Below are 17,178 nucleotides of genomic sequence, written 5' to 3' on the forward strand. Positions count from 1 at the left end.
AAACTCCCGCGCGTCAGGCCGCCTGGATGCGGCAAAGGGTGGTCTTGGTTTCCTGCATCTGGGTCACCGAATCATAGCCGTAGGTGGTCGCCGTGTTGGCGGCCTCGCCCAGCACGATCGGATCGGCCCCGGCCGGATATTTGGAGCGCAGATCCTGCCCCTGGAACACGCCGCCGAAATGGAAGGGCATGAAGGCGACGCCGCGGCCGACACGTTCTGTGACCATGGCCTTGACCTTCACCTTGCCCTTTTCCGGGCCTTCCACCCACACCAGTTGGCCGTCCTTGACGCCGGCATTGTTGGCGTCGAACGGATTGATCTCGACGAACATGTCCTGCTGCAGCTCGGCCAGCCAGGGGTTGGAGCGCGTCTCGTCGCCGCCGCCCTCATACTCGACCAGTCGGCCGGAGGTGAGGATGATCGGATACTCCTTCGAAACGTCGCGGTCCTGGATGGACTTGTAGAGCGTCGGCACGCGCCAGGACTTGGTGTCCTTGTAGGTCGGATAGCTGGCGACCAGATCGCGACGCGGGGTGTAGAGCGGTTCGCGGTGGATCGGAACCGGGTCCGGGAAGTTCCAGGCGACGCAGCGCGCCTTGGCGTTGCCCGGCGGGTTCAGGCCATGCTTGATCGCCACGCGCTGGATGCCGCCGGACAGGTCGGTGGTCCAGGACACGGCGCCGATCTTCTCGCCGCCGATCTTCTGGATGACCGCCAGTTCCTCCGCCGTCAGGTCCTTGTCGAAGCCCAGCTTCTGGAGCATCGCCATGGTGACTTCCGGATAGCCGTCCTTGATTTCCGACCCTTCCGGATAGGAGCCCTCGGCCAGCAGCGTCACACCGTTGCGCTCGACGCCGAAGCGGGCACGGAAGGCGCCGCCGCCCTCGGCCACCGGCAGCGAGGTGTCGTAGAGGTTGGCGGAACCGGGATGCTTGATCTCCGGCGTGCCCCAGCAGGGCCAGGGCAGGCCGAAGTAATCGCCGTCGCACGGGCCGCCGACGGCGCGCAGCGTCGTCTTGTCGAAGGTGCCCTGATGCTGCATGTGCAGCTTCAGCCGCTCCGGCGACTGGCCGGTATAGCCGACCGACCACATGCCGCGGTTCCACTCGCGGGTGATGTCCTCGACCAGCGGCTCGTTGCCGTTGACCTTGATGTTCTTCACCAGTTCCGCCGCGAAGCCGAACTTCTTGGCGAAGAGATACATGATCTCGTGGTCGGCCTTCGATTCGAACAGCGGCTCGACGATCTTGTCGCGCCACTGGACCGAACGGTTGGACGCGGTCGCGGAGCCGGAGGTCTCGAACTGGGTCGCGGCCGGCAGCAGGTAGAAGTCGTTCTTGCGATCGGGCAGCACCGCCGTCATCGTCGGATAGGGATCGACGACGACCAGCAGCTCCAGCTTCTCCATCGCCTTCTTCATGTCGGGCAGACGGACCTGGCTGTTCGGCGCGTGGCCCCAGAAGACCATGCCCTTGACCGGGTTCGGCTGGTCCAGGTTCTCCTTGGCTTCCAGCACGCCGTCGAACCAGCGCGACACCGGGATGCCGGTGCTCTCCATCAGCGCCTTGGAGCCGAAACGCTTCAGGACGTCGTCATAGGGGAGATCCCAGACGCGCGCCCAATGGCGCCAGGCGCCCTCGGCCAGACCGTAATAGCCGGGCAGGCTGTCGGAGGTGACGCCGAAGTCGGTCGCGCCCTGGACGTTGTCGTGGCCGCGGAAGATGTTGGTGCCGCCGCCGGCCACGCCGACATTGCCGAGCGCCAGCTGCAGCACGCAATAGGCGCGGGTGTTGTTGTTGCCGATGTGATGCTGGGTGCCGCCCATGCACCAGACCAGCGTGCCCGGACGGTTGGAGGCCAGCGTGCGGGCGACGCGCTGCAGCTGCGAGCCCGGAACGCCGGTGACGCGCTCCACCTCTTCCGGCGTCCATTTGGCGACCTCGGCGCGGATGTCGTCGAAGCCGTAGACGCGCTTGGCAATGTAATCCTTGTCCTCCCAGCCGTTCTGCAGAACATGCCAGAGGATGCCCCAGATCAGCGCCACGTCGGTGCCGGGACGGAAGCGGATATATTCGTTGGCGTGGGCGGCGGTGCGGGTGAAGCGCGGATCGGCAACGATCAGCGGCGCGTTGTTCTGCTCCTTCGCCTTCAGCACATGCATCATGGCGACGGGGTGCGCCTCGGCGGCGTTGGAGCCGATGAAGAACAGCGCGCGCGACTTCTGGATGTCGTTGTAGCTGTTCGTCATGGCGCCGTAGCCCCAGACGTTCGCCACGCCGGCCACCGTGGTGGAGTGGCAGATGCGCGCCTGATGGTCGACGTTGTTGGTGCCCCACAGCGCCGCGAACTTGCGGAACAGATAGGCCTGCTCGTTGCTGTGCTTGGCCGAGCCGAGCCAGAACACCGAATCCGGGCCGGACTGCTCGCGGATCGACAGCAGCTTGGAGCCGACCTCCTCGATCGCCTGGTCCCAGCTGATGCGGGTCCACTTGCCGTCGACCATCTTCATCGGATAGCGCAGGCGGCGCTCGCCATGGGCGTGCTCGCGCACCGACGCGCCCTTGGCGCAGTGCGAACCGAGGTTGATCGGGCTGTCGAAGCCGGGCTCCTGCCCGATCCAGACGCCGTTCTGCACCTCGGCGACCACGGTGCAGCCGACCGAGCAATGGGTGCAGACCGTTTTGATCTGCTTCACCGGTGCCCCGGCGACGGTGGCGGCCGTGGCGGCGTCGGCCTTCTTCACCATGCCGAAAGGCATGGCCGAGGCCAGGGCTGCGCCGCCGGCGGCGATGCCGGAGGTGCGCAGGAAGGCGCGGCGGTCGACGGTAACGCCGGTGGCGGAGGCCAGCGTCTGGGTCAGGCTGCGGGCGAGATGGCGGCCGCCGGAGGTGGCCGAGCTTTTCTTGATGAGCATCGGGGCTTTCCTCTTAGAAGCGGCTGACTTCGTAGACCTTCCGGACATGGTCGGTCTCACGGTAGCCCGTGGAGGTCGTCTCGGCCGGGGCGGCCTCGGCCGTTCCGCTCGTGGCGGTCACGCCAGCCGCGACGGCACCCAGCGCGCCGACGCCAAGACCGGCGACGCGGAACAGGTCGCGCCGGGCGAGACCCTTTTCCGTGCCCTGAATGTCCGTGTTCTGCTTTGCTGCTTCATCAGTGGCTTTGACCGCGTTCCGCGTCATGGCTTCGCTCCTCACCTTTAGGCCGCAAGGTCGAAGGCGCGCGCCTCGACCGCCAGAAAACTTCGTCCGACCGCACCGACCGCCCGGTAGAAGCGGGCCGAGGGCGAGGTCTCCAAATCCGCAAAGAACCGCCCGGCCCAGGAGCCGATGTGGCGGTCGAAGAAAGCCCGCTGCGCATCGAGGCCGACGGCCCCGCCATCCTCCGGCGCGAATTCGCCGGCGATCAGGCCGGCCATCATCTCGCACAGGGCGGCGATGTGGTCTTCCGGCTCCGTCACGCCGTCGGCGCGGGCGATGCCCAGCCGCGCCATGTCGACGCGCAGCTCCGCCAGCGGCTTCTCGTTCAGGAATCCGGTCAGGTAGAAGGACCCGTAGGGGGTGCGCTCGCTGCCGCCGACGCCGATGAAGAGGGTGGTGAACTCCTCCTCCACCGGCGCGGGATCGCTGTCGCGCGCCGCGCCGGCCAGCTGGTCGAGAGCCGCGCCGAAGTCGCCGCCCTCCCCTGCCAGCTCACCGAGCACGGTCAGGAAGGCCGCGTCGGGCGCGCGCGCCAAAAGGCGCGCCAGCAGGGCATAGACCTGCGCACGCAGCAGTTCTTCCTCCTCCGCGACGGCGGGGGGAACGGTGTGATCGACGGCCCTGGACACGCGCCGCAAACTCCTCTCGGACACAAGACGGATGCGTCGGCGTTCACGGTCCCACCGCGCGCCGTATTTGGACCCAAGGCCCTGCACCCCTTTTGATGCACCTGCGAAAAGCCGTTGCCTTACAGTGGCTTAGCGTTCCGTAGGTAGATAATAGAAGGACTGAACCTGTCCTTTTGTCAACTAAGGACGCGACCGGAAGGGGGGACAAATGAAACTTTATCGTGGCGCTATGTTCGCACTGTCAGAGCGGGCCTTTGTTTTGAAGGCGGCCAGTTGAGCGCGACAATCCGTCGCAATTTGAAAGTCGTTTTGCGAGGGGGGAAATGCGCTGGGGGGCGCCCCCTCGCCGCCCCGGGGAGAGGGTCGGGGTGAGGGGGAGGCATGGCGTGGATGAGAAGGACGATGGGGGCTGTGCGCGGGTCGAAAAGGTTCCGCTGTGCGTCCCCCTCACCCTAACCCTCTCCCCGGGGGGGAGAGGGGACTGGTGCCTGGGGGTAGGGGGTGTCTTCCGTCACCGTCACATCGGCATCATGGGCCAGGACGGGAGAGGGCTGCTCCGCATCCCCCGCCACCTCGTCCAGCGTGTCGAGGAAACCCTTGCCGACGCGGTAGAGGGTCTTCACCGGGACGCTGCCGGTGAACAGGCTGGCGTAATCGTCGGCGTAGTCCTTCAACCCGTCGTCGTTGGCATAGACCGGGTCGGAGGTCCACAGCTTGCGCAGGGCCTGACGGTGCAGATCCTCCGGCACCTCGGCGCGCAGGAAGGGGGTGAAGTCGGACTCGCCGGTCAGTTCCTCGATCGGCGGGAGGTCTTTCAATGGGTCTTCGGGTTCAGCATCCGGCTGGGCGGACTCGACCGGGACGTCGTCGACAACGGCGACGGGAAGGTCGGCCGTCTCTTCGACCGGCGGCGCCTCGACTGGTGTCGGCTCCGGCTTGACCGCCGTGCGTTTCAGGCGCGACCAGCGCGACAGGAAGGCTTCGTCGCTCACCGCTGCCGGTCCTCTTTCTCGAAATGGCGCTTGCGCTCGCGCTTGTGGAAGGGAACGTCGACATGATGCTGCTCGACGAAGTCACGGACCAGCGCGATCACCTCCGCCGGCATCGGCACCGTCTCCACCACGTCGGCGCCGACCTGATAGCCCTCGCCCTCATGGGCCGACGCGGTGACGGTGAAGGGCACCAGTTCCTCGCCATCAGAGTCAGGGCCAGCACCGGGGCGCATCACCACCCACAGGCGCGGCGGATCCTGCGACAGGTTCAGGCGATAGCCCTCGGTGTCGGTGCGGAACAACTCCAGCGTCAGGGTGGCGGCGTGGCTGTGGGTCCAGCCCTCCCCCTCCATCAGCAGCCGGCCGGGCGGATCGACCGGGCCGGCACCGGGGATGACCGACACCGGGCGCCAACTCCAGTCGGCCCAGGCGGTGACGCCGCGGCGGCGCTCCACCACGATGCCCAGCGGCATGGTCTCGATGCGCTCAAGAGATTGGGGGGCCGGCTGTTCCGTCATGCCACATGTCCCGACGCCAGCAGGCGTTCCGCCTCGGCCAGATCCTCCGGCCGGTTGGTGTTGAAGAAGGGGTCCACCGGATTGGCCGGATCGACGGCGAAGTCGGCCACGGCCAGACGGTAGCGGGCGGTCCAGGCATCGACCTTGCGGACGCCCTCCTCCACCATGGCGCGGCGCAGATCGCCGGCCAAACGGATCGGCCACAGGCCGAAGACCGGATGCTCCTGCCCACCCGAGCGGGCGCAGGCGAGGTCGGCGCCCTCATTCTCCAACGCCGCCACCATGCGGGTGACGAGGTCGCGCGGGATGAAGGGCGCGTCGGTGGCGAAGCTGGCGACCCAGCCGATGCCGGGCGCTGTGCCGCGCATCCACTCCATCCCCGTCAGTACGCCGGCGAGCGGGCCGGCATAGCCCTCCACCACATCGGCCGCCACCGGCAGGTGGAGATGGGCGAAGCGGGCGGGGTCGCCGTTGGCGTTCAGCACCAGCGGCCCGACCTGCGGCCGGACGGTGGCGACGATGCGTTCCAGGATGCTGCGGTCGCCCAGCGGGCGCAGGCACTTGTCGCCGCCGCCCATCCGGCGCGACAGCCCGCCGGCCAGCAGGACGCCGCCGATGTCGGGGTGAACGGAGCTAGTCGTCATCGCGGCTTCCCTTGCGTCCATGCCGACGATCCTCGTCAGCGGCTTCGGCGGCATCGGTGTCGAACACCAACCGGTCGGTGCCGGCCAGCGCGATGAAGCGCCGGCCCTTGGCCCGGCCGACCAGCGTCAGGTTGGCCTGCCGCGCCAGTTGCACGCCCCAGGCGGTGAAGCCGGAGCGCGAGACCAGGATCGGAATGCCCATCTGCACCGTCTTGATGACCATCTCGGATGTCAGGCGGCCGGTGGTGTAGAAAATCTTGTCGTCGGCGGAAATGCCGTTCAGGTGCATGTAGCCGGCGACCTTGTCCACCGCATTGTGGCGGCCGACATCCTCCATATAGACCAGCGGCCGGTCGCCCTGGCACAGCACGCTGCCGTGGATGGCCCCGGCCTCCAGATACAGGCTGGGCTGCAGGTTGATCTGCTTGGACAGCGCGTAGATCCACGAGGTGTGGAGCCGGACGTCGGCGGGAAGCCTGACGGACTCGAAGGTCTCCATCACGTCGCCGAAGGCGGTGCCCTGGGCGCAGCCGGAGGTCAGCGTCTTCTTCTTCAGCTTGGATTCGTAATCGGTCGCGCGTTCGGTGCGGACGACGACGGTGTCGGTTTCCTCGTCCACGTCGATGCCGGTGATCCGGTCGTCGCGCCGCAGCATGTTCTGGTTCAGCAGATAGCCGACGGCCAGACAGTCCGGATAATCGCCGATCGTCATCATGGTGACGATCTCCTGCCCGTTCAGGTACAGGGTCAGCGGCCGTTCGACCGTGACCGAGGTCTCGATCTCGCGGCCGTCCTGGTCGAGGCCGCGGACGCGCTCGGTCAGCTTGGGGTTCGCCGGATCCGGCGCTATGGTGAAGGTCTTCAGGCTCATGGTCGGGCTCATGCGCGCGAGTGTGGGCGAGCGGCGTCGATCGGACAAGCCCCCGCCGGAATGATTCGAAAAGTGATTTGGACTGAATGCAGGATTTTTCCCAAGCCCTCGCCGTCGCTTTTTCCATGATCGTGTCGATGGATGACGGGCTGATGCGGATCATCGGCCTGTCGCTGCGGGTCAGCCTGTCCGCCGTCGCCATCGCCACGTTGATCGGCCTGCCGCTGGGTGCCGCCGTCGCGGCGTTGCGCTTTCCCGGCCGGCGCACCGTCGCCATCACCTTGAACACGATGATGGGGCTGCCGCCGGTGGTGGTCGGGCTGGTGATCTATCTGCTGCTGTCGCGCTCCGGCCCGTTCGGGGTGCTGGGGCTGCTGTTCACCCCGGCGGCGATGATCGTCGCCCAGACGGTGATGATCGTGCCGATCGTCGCCTCGCTCGCCCGCCAGACGGTGGAGGATCTGCTGGTCGAGTATGACGATCTGCTGCGCGTCACCGGCGCCGGGCCGATCCGCCGGCTGGTCACCCTGCTGTCGGAAGCGCGCTGGAGCCTCGTCACCACCGTGCTGGCCGGATTCGGGCGTGCGTCGGCCGAGGTCGGGGCGGTGATGATCGTCGGCGGCAACATCGAGCATGTCACCCGCGTCATGACCACCGCCATCGCGCTGGAGACCAGCAAGGGCGACCTGCCAATGGCGCTGGGGCTGGGGCTGGTGCTGATGACCCTGTCGCTGGCGGTCAATCTCGCCGCGTCGCTGCTGAAGGAGGCGGGAGACAGGCCGGCCTGATCCGGGGGCCTGACCCCAAAATGGAAAAAACGTCCCAAGCCTTTGCATAGGCGTCGCGATGCGCTATGCCAGAAAAGCAATAACGCATATGGGAGGAGTTGAGGGATGCTGCGCCGTTCATTCGTGCTGGGCTGTGCCGCCGCCGCGGCCCTGGCCGGTCTGGTTCAGACCGCCGGCCTGTCGACGGCACTGGCCGCCGACCGCTTCATCACGGTGGCCTCCACCACCTCGACCGAGGATTCGGGCCTGTTCGGCTCCATCCTGCCGAAATTCACCGCCAAGACGGGGATTGAGGTGCGGGTCGTCGCCAAGGGCACCGGTCAGGCCATCGACCTCGCCAAGCGCGGCGACGCCGACGTGCTGTTCGTCCACCACAAGCCGTCGGAGGAGAAGTTCGTCGCCGAAGGCTTCTCCACCGTGCGCAAGCCGGTGATGTACAACGACTTCGTCGTCGTCGGCCCGGCCAGCGATCCGGCCGGCGTCAAGGGCAGCAAGGACGTCGCCGCCTCCCTGTCGAAGATCGCCGAGGCCAAGGCCCCCTTCGTGTCGCGCGGCGACGACAGCGGCACGAACAAGGCCGAACTCGCCCTGTGGAAGATCGCCAAGCTCGATCCCGCCAAGGCGGACGGCGGCTGGTACCGCTCCATCGGCCAGGGCATGGGGCCGACGCTGAACACCGCCGCCGCGATGAACGGCTATACCCTGACCGACCGCGGCACCTGGCTGAACTTCAAGAACCGCGGCCCGCTGACCGTGCTGGTGGAGGGTGACAAGCGCCTGTTCAACCAGTATGGCGTGATGCTGGTCAACCCGGCCAAGTTCCCCCACGTCAAGGCGGCCGACGGCCAGGCCTTCGTCGACTGGCTGGTCTCCGCCGAGGGCCAGAAGGCCATCGCCGACTACACCATCAACGGCAAACAGCTGTTCTTCCCCAACGCCAACGAACCGGGGGCGTAAGGAGCGGCGGGTTCCTGCGATCCCGCTGTCCGGTAGGGTCGCAGGAACTGTCCAGTCAGCGTTTATCCGGACCAACCCCAATAAGATTCCCGTTCCCATCGCGCCGCATTCCCCCATATGAGTGTCCTCAGGCCAGGGGCGTCAGCCCCAAGCGACAGGAGTTTTGGGGACGATGAAGATCGGCGATCGGACGGTGCTTGTCTGCGATTGTGCGCACAGCATCGCGCTGGACGGGGCGGCGCTCGGCAAGGCATGCGGCGACGGGAGCGTTCCCACCGTGCATACCCAGCTGTGCCGGGCGCAGCTCGACCGATTCGAGGCGGCGGTCGCCAGCGGGCAGCCGCTGCTGGTCGCCTGCACGCAGGAAGCACCGCTTTTCAGTGAGATCGCGGCGGAGGTGGCGCCCGATACGTCCCTGACCTTCACCAACATCCGCGAACGCGCCGGCTGGTCGGACGAGGGCGAACTGGCACTGCCGAAGATCGCCGCCCTGTTGGCCGAGGCGGCCCTGCCGATCCCCCCGACCGGCGCCCTGACCCTGACCTCTCAGGGCACCTGCCTGGTCTATGGCAATGACGAACGTGCCATCGAGGCCGGGCGGGAACTGGCCAAGCGGCTGGACGTCACCGTCCTGCTGACCAGCGCGAAGGACATCGCGCCGCCGCCGGTGATGGACGTGGCGATCTTCCGCGGCCGCATCCGCGCCGCCCGCGGCTGGGTCGGCGCCTTCGAGATCGTGGTGGATGATTACGCTCCCGCCCTGCCCTCCTCGCGCGGGGCGCTGGGGTTCGAACCGGCGCGGCAGGGGGCGTCGGCCCGCTGCGACCTGATCCTCGACCTGACCGGCGGCACGCCGCTGTTCCCCGACCACAAGCGCCGCGACGGCTACCTGCGCCCCGACCCCAACAGCCCGACCCAGCTGGCCAAGGCGCTGCTGGAGATGGCCGATCTGGTCGGCGAGTTCGAGAAGCCGCGCTTCGTCGACTTCAAGGCCGATCTGTGCGCCCATTCGCGCAGCCGCAAGACCGGCTGCACCCGCTGCCTGGACGTCTGCCCGACCGGGGCGATCACGCCGAACGGCGACCATGTCGCCATCGACCCGCATGTCTGCGCCGGCTGCGGATCCTGCGCCGCGGTCTGCCCGACCGGCGCCGCGACCTATGCCCTGCCGCCGGCCGCCACCGTCTATGAACGGCTGCGCACACTGCTGGGCACCTACCGGAAGGCCGGCGGCGTCGCCCCCGCCCTGCTGATCCACGACCCGCGTCACGGCGATGCGCTGGTCGGCATGATGGCGCGGCATGGCCGCGGCCTGCCGGCCCGTGTGCTGCCCTTCGCGCTGAACGAGGTGACGCAGGTCGGTTTCGACCTGTTCGCGCTGGCGCTGGCCTATGGCTGCACCCACGTCCGCGTCCTGACCGGGCCAGAGAACGAGGGGGAGACCGCCGGCCTCGCCAACCAGATCGGGCTGGCGGAGGCCGCCTTCAGCGGGCTCGGCTACGGCTCCGGCCGGGTGGCGGTGATCGACGCCGCCGATCCCGACATGGTCGCGGACGAGCTTTGGAGCCTGCCGGCGGATACCGTCGAGGCCGGGATGTTCCTGCCGATGGGGCCGAAGCGCACGGTGACCATGCTGGCGCTGCGCCACCTGCACAAGGTTGCCCCGGCCCCGGTCGAGGTCCTGCCGCTCCCGCCGGGTGCGCCGTTCGGCCGGGTGTCGGTGGATGTGACGGGTTGCACGCTCTGCCTGTCCTGCGTCGGCGCCTGCCCGACCGGGGCGCTGCTCGACAATGCCGACAAGCCGATGCTGTCCTTCGCCCAGGATGCCTGCGTGCAGTGCGGCCTGTGCAAGACCACCTGCCCGGAGAAGGTCATCTCGCTGGTGCCGGAGATCGACTTCCGCGATCAGGCCCGTGGCGCGACGGTGGTGAAGGAGGAGGAGCCCTTCTGCTGCGTCTCCTGCGGCAAGCCCTTCGCCACGAAGTCCTCAATCGAGAAGATCGTGACGACGCTGGCGGGCAAGCACTGGATGTTCGCGACGCCGGAGGCCGCCAACCGCATCCGCATGTGCGAGGATTGCCGCGTGCGCGACCAGTTCGAGCGCGGAAACGAGCCCTTCTCCCTGGGCCGCCCGCCGGTGCCGCGCACCACCGACGACGACCTGCGCGAACGCGAGGAAGCCGAACGGGAAGCCCGGCTGGCGGAGGCACGACAAAAGCTGATCTGACGCCGGTCCCTCTTGATCGCCATCAAAGTCGGCATACCGTGATGTGGAATAGGCTTGCGCGATCGTTGCACATCGTGCGTGTGGCGAACATATACTGTGGCGGCCCGTAATGCGGCGGTCCATCTGGGGCCGCCTGTGGAGTACAGCGATGATCGATCCCGTGTCCGAAGCCCAGTCGCCAGCCAGCCTCGCCCCGCTCGTCGACCCGTTCGGCCGCAAGGTGGAGTACCTGCGTGTCTCGGTGACCGACCGTTGCGACCTCCGCTGCGTCTACTGCATGGCGGAGGACATGAGCTTCCTGCCGAAGGCGGAGGTGCTGACGCTGGAGGAACTGGACCGGCTGTGCACCGCCTTCGTCAAGCTGGGCACGCGCAAGCTGCGGCTGACCGGCGGCGAACCGCTGGTGCGGCGCGACGTGATGCGGCTGATCCGCTCGCTGGGCCGCCACATCGAATCGGGCGACCTGGACGAACTGACGCTGACCACCAACGGCACCATGCTGTTCAAGCACGCCGCCGGCCTGTACGAGGCAGGCGTGCGGCGGATCAACGTGTCGCTGGACACGCTCGACCCGCACAAGTTCCAGGCGATCACCCGCTGGGGCAAGCTCGACAAGATCCTGGGCGGCATCCAGGCGGCCAAGGACGCCGGGCTGAAGATCAAGATCAACACGGTGGCGCTGAAGGGCGTCAACGACGACGAAATCCACCGCATGGTGGCCTGGTGCGGCGAGCAGGGCTTCGACCTGACCTTCATCGAGGTGATGCCGATGGGCGACATCGGCGAGGGCGCCCGGCTCGACCAGTATTGGCCGCTGACCATGCTGAAGGCCGAGCTGCAGAAGCGCTGGACCCTGACCGAGAGCGACCACCGCACCGGCGGCCCGGCCCGCTATGTCCGGGTGGAGGAGACCGGCCAGCGCGTCGGCTTCATCACGCCGCTGACGCATAATTTCTGCGAGAGCTGCAACCGCGTGCGGCTGACCTGCACCGGCACGCTGTATATGTGCCTGGGCCAGGAGGACGCCGCCGACCTGCGCACGCCGCTGCGCGTCAGCGACGAGGACGGCCCGCTGATCGACGCGGTGCGCGAGGCGATCACCCGCAAGCCCAAGGGCCATGACTTCATCATCGACCGCCGCCACCAGGGTCCGGCCGTCGGACGGCACATGAGCGTGACGGGGGGGTGAGGGTCCAGGCAGCGTGAGGCCGCCCGCTCCGATGCCCCCTCCCTAACCCTCCCCCTCTTCGAGGGAGAGGGAACTGCCGCCGCACTCCCACAAAGCTCCTACCCCCTCTCCCACCGAAGGTGGGGGAGGGATGGGGAGGGGGCATCGCGCGCCAGGACTTCAGCCCCAACACCCAACCAAGAGCGAGCACCGCCATGCCCCTGCCCTTCCTGTCCGGACTGCGCGTCATCGACCTCGGCCAGTACCTGCCCGGCCCCTATGCGGCGCAGCTGCTCGGCGACTTGGGCGCCACCGTGGTGAAGGTGGAGGCGCCGGCCGGCGATCCGCTCCGCCGGCTCGGCCCCACCGACAGCGACGGCACCACCGCCGCCTACAAGCTGCTGAACGCCGGCAAGACCGTCATCCGCATCGACCTGAAATCGGCCGACGGGCTCGCCGCGATGGAAGCTCTGCTCGCCAAGGCCGACGCGCTGATCGAAAGCTACCGGCCCGGCGTGATGGACAAGCTGGGGCTGGGACGCGAGCGTCTGCGGGAGATCAACCCGCGGCTGGTCCATGCCAGCCTGTCGGGCTGGGGCTATGACGGCCCCTATGCGACGCGGGCCGGGCACGACCTGAATTACATGGCGGTCGGTGGTGGGCTGGATGCCTCCGGGCTGCCGGACCGGCCGGTCATCAGCTATCTGCCGGTCGCCGACTTCGCCTCGGCCCAGCATACGGCGTTGGCGGTGGCGGGCGCGTTGCTGGGGCGCGAGCGGACGGGACAGGGCTGCTTCCTCGACCTGTCGATCATGGAATCGGTGCTGGGCTGGCAGGGCATGAATTTGACCGCGGCCGCGCGCGGCACCATGCCGAAACGCAGCGAGGCGCTGCTGTCGGGTGGCGCCGCCTGCTATCGCATCTACCGCACCGCCGACGGCCGCTTCGTCACCCTGTCGGCGCTGGAGGCCAAGTTCTGGGCCAACTTCTGCGAGGCGGTCGGCCGTCCCGACTGGATCGCCCGGCAGGAGGACCCCATGCCTCAGACCGACCTGACGGGGGAACTGGACGCCCTGTTCGCCACCCGGACGCTGGCGGAGTGGAAGGCCCATCTCGACCCCGTCGACTGCTGTTTCGAAGCGGTTCCGGAACTGACGGAGGTGCCGGCCCATCCGCACATCGCCGCGCGCGGACAGGTCCGCGTCACGCCGGGGCCGGAGCCGCTGGTGGAGACGCTGATGGGCCTGCGCGTCGACGGCGCCCCGCCGCCGGAGCGCGCGCCGGTGCAGGAGAGCGACGCCGCGGCGGTGCTGGCCGGCTGGGCGTAAGGCTCAGCCCTCCCGCCGGTAGGGCGACAGTTCCTCGTCCAGCGCCGCGATCTCCGCTTCCACGGCGGGGCGTTCCTGCTGCAGGTAACGCTCCACCGCGCGGCGAAAGGCGGGATCGACGATCCAATGGGCGCTGTAGGTCGGCACCGGCAGATAGCCGCGCTGGATCTTGTGCTCTCCCTGGGCGCCGGCCTCGACCCGCGCCAGCCCGCGTTCGATGGCGAAATCCAGCGCGCGGTAATAGCACGCCTCGAAATGCAGGAAGCGGTAGCGCCCGTCGGACCCCCAGTTGCGGCCGTACAGCGCGTCGTCGCCCAACAGGTTCAGCGCGCCGGCCACCCATTCCCCGCCATCCTCGCACATCACCAGAACCACCCGGTCGGCCATGGTCCGGCCCAGCAGGTCGAAGAAGCGGCGGTTGAGATAGCCGCCACCCCATTTGCGGTCGGCGGTGTCCAGGTAGAAGCGGTGGAAGGCGTCCCAATGCTCCGGCTTCAGCTCGTCGCCGGTCAGGGTGTGCAGGCGCACGCTGCTCTCCGCGACCTCGCGCCGTTCCTTGCGGATCGCCTTGCGCTTGCGGGAGTTCAGCGCCTCCAGGAACTCGTCGAAGCTGCCGTAACCGCGGTTGTGCCAATGGTATTGCACACCCAGCCGCTTCAGCCAGCCGGCCTCGCCCAACCGGTCCCACTCCTGGCGTTCCGGAAAGGTGACGTGGGCGGAGGAGACGCCGTAACGCTCCGCCACCTGCTCCAGCGCCGAGATCAGCGCGTCGGCGACGGCATCGGCCCGTGGACCGGGCGCCACCAGCAGACGCGGCCCCGGCACCGGCGTAAAGGGAACCGCCACCTGCAGCTTCGGGTAATAGCTGCCGCCCGCCCGCTCATAGGCGTTGGCCCAGGCGTGGTCGAAGACATATTCGCCGTAGGAATGGCTTTTCAGATAGGCGGGCACCGCGCCGACCATGCGGCCGGAGCCGTCATAGGCGGCGAGGTGGCTTGGCTGCCAGCCGGACTTGCCGGTCGCCGATCCCGACTCCTCCAGCGCCGACAAGAAGGCGTGGGAGAGGAAGGGATTGCCGGGACCGGCACAGGCGTCCCAGCCCTGCTGGTCCGCCTCGCCGATCCCGGTCAGAACCTTGACGGTGATCGCCTCGTTGCCGTCGGGCATGCATGCGTCTCCTTGAACCATGGCAAGGAGGTAAGCCTCATGTCGCGTTGCGGCAAGGCGCTGCCGGCAGGGCCGTCGTGATGCGGATCAGGCCACTTCCAAAATCGCGTCGACCTCGACCGCGACGTTGCCGGGCAGCGACGGGGCGCCGACGGCGGCGCGGGCATGCTGGCCGGCCTCGCCGAAGACGTCGCGCATCAGTTCCGACGCGCCGTTGATGACCAGCGGATGGTCGTGGAAGTCGGCGCCGGAATTGACGAAGCCGCCCAGCCGCAGCACGCGGGTGACGCGGTCCAGGTCGCCGCCCAGCGCGGCCTTGGCCTGGGCCAGGATGTTCAGCGCGCACAGGCGTGCGGCTTCCTTGCCCTGCTCGACCGTGAAGTCCTGGCCGACCTTGCCGACGAACTTGCGCTCGCCGTTCCAGACCGTCACCTGGCCCGAGATGTAGAGGGTATTGCCCGAACGGGTGTAGGGCACATAGGCGGCCACCGGGGCGGCGGCCTGCGGCAACTCGATGCCCAGCTCCGCCAGGCGTGCGTCGATCCGACCGGTCATGATGCTTCTCCCTTCCCTGCTTTGGCCCGCGTCGGGGCCATGCGTTCGATGTTTGGGACGTGGTTTGGAGCCCGACCATAGCCGTGCCTGCCGGGTGGTGGGAAGATTCTTGCCGCCCGGCATCCCGGCAGAACCGTCCGTCAGCGGCAAAAGATTCCGGGAAAGTTTTTCGAACGCTGCGCCCGAACGCTTGGGCCCAACCCTGCCCTTTTTGCCGACCTATTTTTATTCCATAGCAAAATCAGTCACTTATGTCACACCACCGCAGTTGGCACGGCGCTTGAAAGAGTGGTGTCAGGAAAACGCACGTTGCCTCGCCGGTCAAATGACCAGGGGCGGGGACAGCCTCAGAAGGAGACTAGGACCATGGCCGGTAATGTGACCCTGACCGCTTCGATGCGCACGAACCTCCTGCAGCTGCAGAGCACGCAGGCCGGTATCGACAAGAAGCAGAACATCCTGTCGACGGGCAACAAGATCAACTCGGCTCTGGATGGTCCTACCGCCTTCTTCGCCGCCAAGGGTCTGAACCAGCGCGCCGGCGACCTGTCCTCGCTGAAGGACGCGATGGGTCAGTCGATCAGCACGATCCAGGCCGCCGACAAGGGCCTGACCTCGATCGACTCGCTGGTCGACCAGGCCAAGGGCCTGACCACCGCCGCCTACGCGGCGCTGGGCAACGACGCCGCCTCCATCGCCACCCGCAAGTCGCTGGCCTCCCAGTTCAACACCCTGAAGGACCAGATCGACAAGCTGGCCTCCGACAGCGGCTATCAGGGCAAGAACCTGATCAACGGCAACGGCCTCAGCATGGACAGCACCAGCGCGTCCCGTGCCGCCGTCAACACCATCGTCGGCGTCGACAACGCCCGCGTCACCAACGTCATCTCCGCCGACACCTACGCCATCCGCATCAAGGGTGACGGTTCGGTCGAAGGCAAGACCGCCGACATCTCCACCGCGGAGAACGCGCACGGCCTGGTCGGTCTGAAGCTGTCGGGCACGATGTCCAGCACGCTGGGCAGCTTCTCCGACGTCCAGATCGAAGTGCGCGGCGCCAACGGCCGCACCCGCGACTTCATCGTCAAGGACGGCGACGAGAGCCGCACGATCTCCTACTTCGACAACACCCAGACGATCGAAGCCAAGCTGACGCAGGCGGCGACCTCGACGCAGCCCCAGATTTCGAACGTCAACATCGGCGGCACCATCGAAGAAGGCGACATCTTCACCATCACGGTGGAAGGCCAGTCCTTCAGCTACACCGCCACCAGCGGTGACGTCGCCGTCGGTCAGAACGCCGCCAAGAACGTGGCGACCAACCTGAAGAACTCGATCACCAGCGCCATCGCCGGCACCGGCCGTCTGGCCGGCAAGGATGTCGCCTCCGCCGCCATCGGCGGCAGCGGCACCATCACCCTGACCGGCAACACCACGACCGGCGTGGTGCGCGAGATGACGGTGACGACCGGCGCCACCAACGCGCTGACCAAGAAGATCTCGGAGAGCTTCGCGTCGGGCACCATCGTGTCCTTCACGGTCGACCGCCGCCTGCTGGAAGCGGCGAACAACCAGGGCAACGGCATCTCGACCATCGAGAAGAAGGTCGACCTGCAAATCCAGGTCACCAACTCCAACGGCGCCCAGATCACCCGCGATGGCATGAGCGACCGCGGCGACGGCAAGCTGGACGGCGGCGAGCAGTCCTTCAACTTCGACAGCGGCACGGTGCGCCTGAACGTCGATGCCAAGACCATCAAGCAGGCTGCTTCGAGCAACTGCTCGGCCAACATCGTCACCAAGCAGATCTCCGACGCCAACACGTCGAACGACATCACCGTCCAGTTGAACGAGCGCAACACCAACTCGATCACGGTGAACGCGGTCAACCTGTCGACCAGCGGCCAGGGCCTGCAGATGGATGCGGCGCAGAACGGCTGGATGGACCGTTCCGACATCGACAAGGCGGTTGCCGGCCTGGATCATGCCAAGGCGACGATCCGCTCCGCCTCGCAGAACCTGTCGACCAACCTGAACATCATCACGACCCGCGAGAGCTTCACCAAGGAGTTCAGCGACGTGCTGACGGAAGGCGCCAGCAAGCTGACGCTGGCCGACCAGAACGAGGAAGGCGCCA

The 17,178-nt window shown here is 67.6% G+C and carries 15 protein-coding genes; 6 read left to right on the forward strand and 9 right to left on the reverse strand.

The window, feature by feature from the left end; all coding sequences use genetic code 11:
- Window positions 1-13: 13 nt before the first annotated feature.
- The 7 genes from TSO5_RS24515 to fdhD all read right to left on the reverse strand — a co-directional run bounded on the left by TSO5_RS24515 (window position 14) and on the right by fdhD (window position 6,851).
- Window positions 14-2,914, reverse strand: coding sequence for a formate dehydrogenase subunit alpha (locus TSO5_RS24515; RefSeq protein ID WP_109154081.1), 2,901 nt, complete (start codon window positions 2,912-2,914; stop codon window positions 14-16).
- 13 nt (window positions 2,915-2,927) lie between these two features.
- Window positions 2,928-3,179, reverse strand: a complete 252-nt coding sequence (locus TSO5_RS24520) for a formate dehydrogenase (protein ID WP_247870951.1) — start codon at window positions 3,177-3,179, stop codon at window positions 2,928-2,930.
- A gap of 17 nt (window positions 3,180-3,196) precedes the next feature.
- A complete protein-coding gene (locus TSO5_RS24525; protein ID WP_109154092.1) occupies window positions 3,197-3,826 on the reverse strand; it encodes a molecular chaperone TorD family protein in 630 nt (209 codons plus the stop codon).
- Window positions 3,827-4,278: 452 nt separating this feature from the next.
- On the reverse strand, window positions 4,279-4,818 hold the full coding sequence (locus TSO5_RS24530; RefSeq protein ID WP_109154082.1) for a DUF3306 domain-containing protein: 540 nt from the start codon (window positions 4,816-4,818) through the stop codon (window positions 4,279-4,281).
- Window positions 4,815-5,336 (reverse strand): DUF3305 domain-containing protein, encoded by a 522-nt coding sequence (locus tag TSO5_RS24535; protein WP_109154083.1) that lies wholly within the window; start codon window positions 5,334-5,336, stop codon window positions 4,815-4,817. Before TSO5_RS24535 ends, TSO5_RS24530 begins: the two co-directional genes overlap by 4 nt.
- Window positions 5,333-5,980 (reverse strand): molybdenum cofactor guanylyltransferase MobA, encoded by a 648-nt coding sequence (gene mobA, locus TSO5_RS24540; protein WP_109154084.1) that lies wholly within the window; start codon window positions 5,978-5,980, stop codon window positions 5,333-5,335. Before mobA ends, TSO5_RS24535 begins: the two co-directional genes overlap by 4 nt.
- Window positions 5,970-6,851: a formate dehydrogenase accessory sulfurtransferase FdhD gene (fdhD, locus tag TSO5_RS24545; RefSeq protein ID WP_109154093.1), complete on the reverse strand. Its 882-nt coding sequence runs from the start codon at window positions 6,849-6,851 to the stop codon at window positions 5,970-5,972. Before fdhD ends, mobA begins: the two co-directional genes overlap by 11 nt.
- An 86-nt stretch (window positions 6,852-6,937) precedes the next feature.
- On the opposite strand from fdhD, the gene TSO5_RS24550 reads away from it, so the two are divergent.
- The 5 genes from TSO5_RS24550 (at window position 6,938) to TSO5_RS24570 (ending at window position 13,319) form a co-directional block, all read left to right on the forward strand.
- Window positions 6,938-7,639: an ABC transporter permease gene (locus tag TSO5_RS24550; protein ID WP_109154085.1), complete on the forward strand. Its 702-nt coding sequence runs from the start codon at window positions 6,938-6,940 to the stop codon at window positions 7,637-7,639.
- Window positions 7,640-7,744: 105 nt separating this feature from the next.
- The gene (locus TSO5_RS24555; protein WP_109154086.1) at window positions 7,745-8,596 is read left to right on the forward strand and encodes a substrate-binding domain-containing protein; all 852 of its coding nucleotides are present in this window, start codon (window positions 7,745-7,747) and stop codon (window positions 8,594-8,596) included.
- 172 nt (window positions 8,597-8,768) lie between these two features.
- A complete protein-coding gene (locus TSO5_RS24560; RefSeq protein ID WP_109154087.1) occupies window positions 8,769-10,823 on the forward strand; it encodes a 4Fe-4S binding protein in 2,055 nt (684 codons plus the stop codon).
- 148 nt (window positions 10,824-10,971) lie between these two features.
- The gene (moaA, locus tag TSO5_RS24565; RefSeq protein ID WP_199231001.1) at window positions 10,972-12,012 is read left to right on the forward strand and encodes a GTP 3',8-cyclase MoaA; all 1,041 of its coding nucleotides are present in this window, start codon (window positions 10,972-10,974) and stop codon (window positions 12,010-12,012) included.
- Window positions 12,013-12,206: 194 nt separating this feature from the next.
- Entirely contained in the window at window positions 12,207-13,319 is a 1,113-nt protein-coding gene (locus TSO5_RS24570; RefSeq protein WP_109154088.1) for a CoA transferase, read from the forward strand.
- A 3-nt stretch (window positions 13,320-13,322) separates the two neighbouring features.
- Here the strand turns inward: TSO5_RS24570 and TSO5_RS24575 are convergent, their stop codons facing one another.
- Window positions 13,323-14,486 carry a GNAT family N-acetyltransferase gene (locus TSO5_RS24575; protein WP_109154089.1) on the reverse strand — a complete coding sequence of 388 codons (1,164 nt, stop codon included), beginning with the start codon at window positions 14,484-14,486 and terminating at the stop codon, window positions 13,323-13,325.
- 87 nt (window positions 14,487-14,573) lie between these two features.
- A complete protein-coding gene (locus TSO5_RS24580) occupies window positions 14,574-15,041 on the reverse strand; it encodes a RidA family protein (RefSeq protein ID WP_085088381.1) in 468 nt (155 codons plus the stop codon).
- 366 nt (window positions 15,042-15,407) lie between these two features.
- Here TSO5_RS24580 and TSO5_RS24585 point away from each other — a divergent pair.
- The coding region (locus TSO5_RS24585; protein ID WP_109154090.1) for a flagellin at window positions 15,408-17,178 on the forward strand (1,771 nt) is incomplete at its 3' end.

The organism is Azospirillum sp. TSO5 (assembly GCF_003116065.1).
In the GTDB taxonomy this organism is placed as follows: Bacteria; Pseudomonadota; Alphaproteobacteria; order Azospirillales; family Azospirillaceae; genus Azospirillum.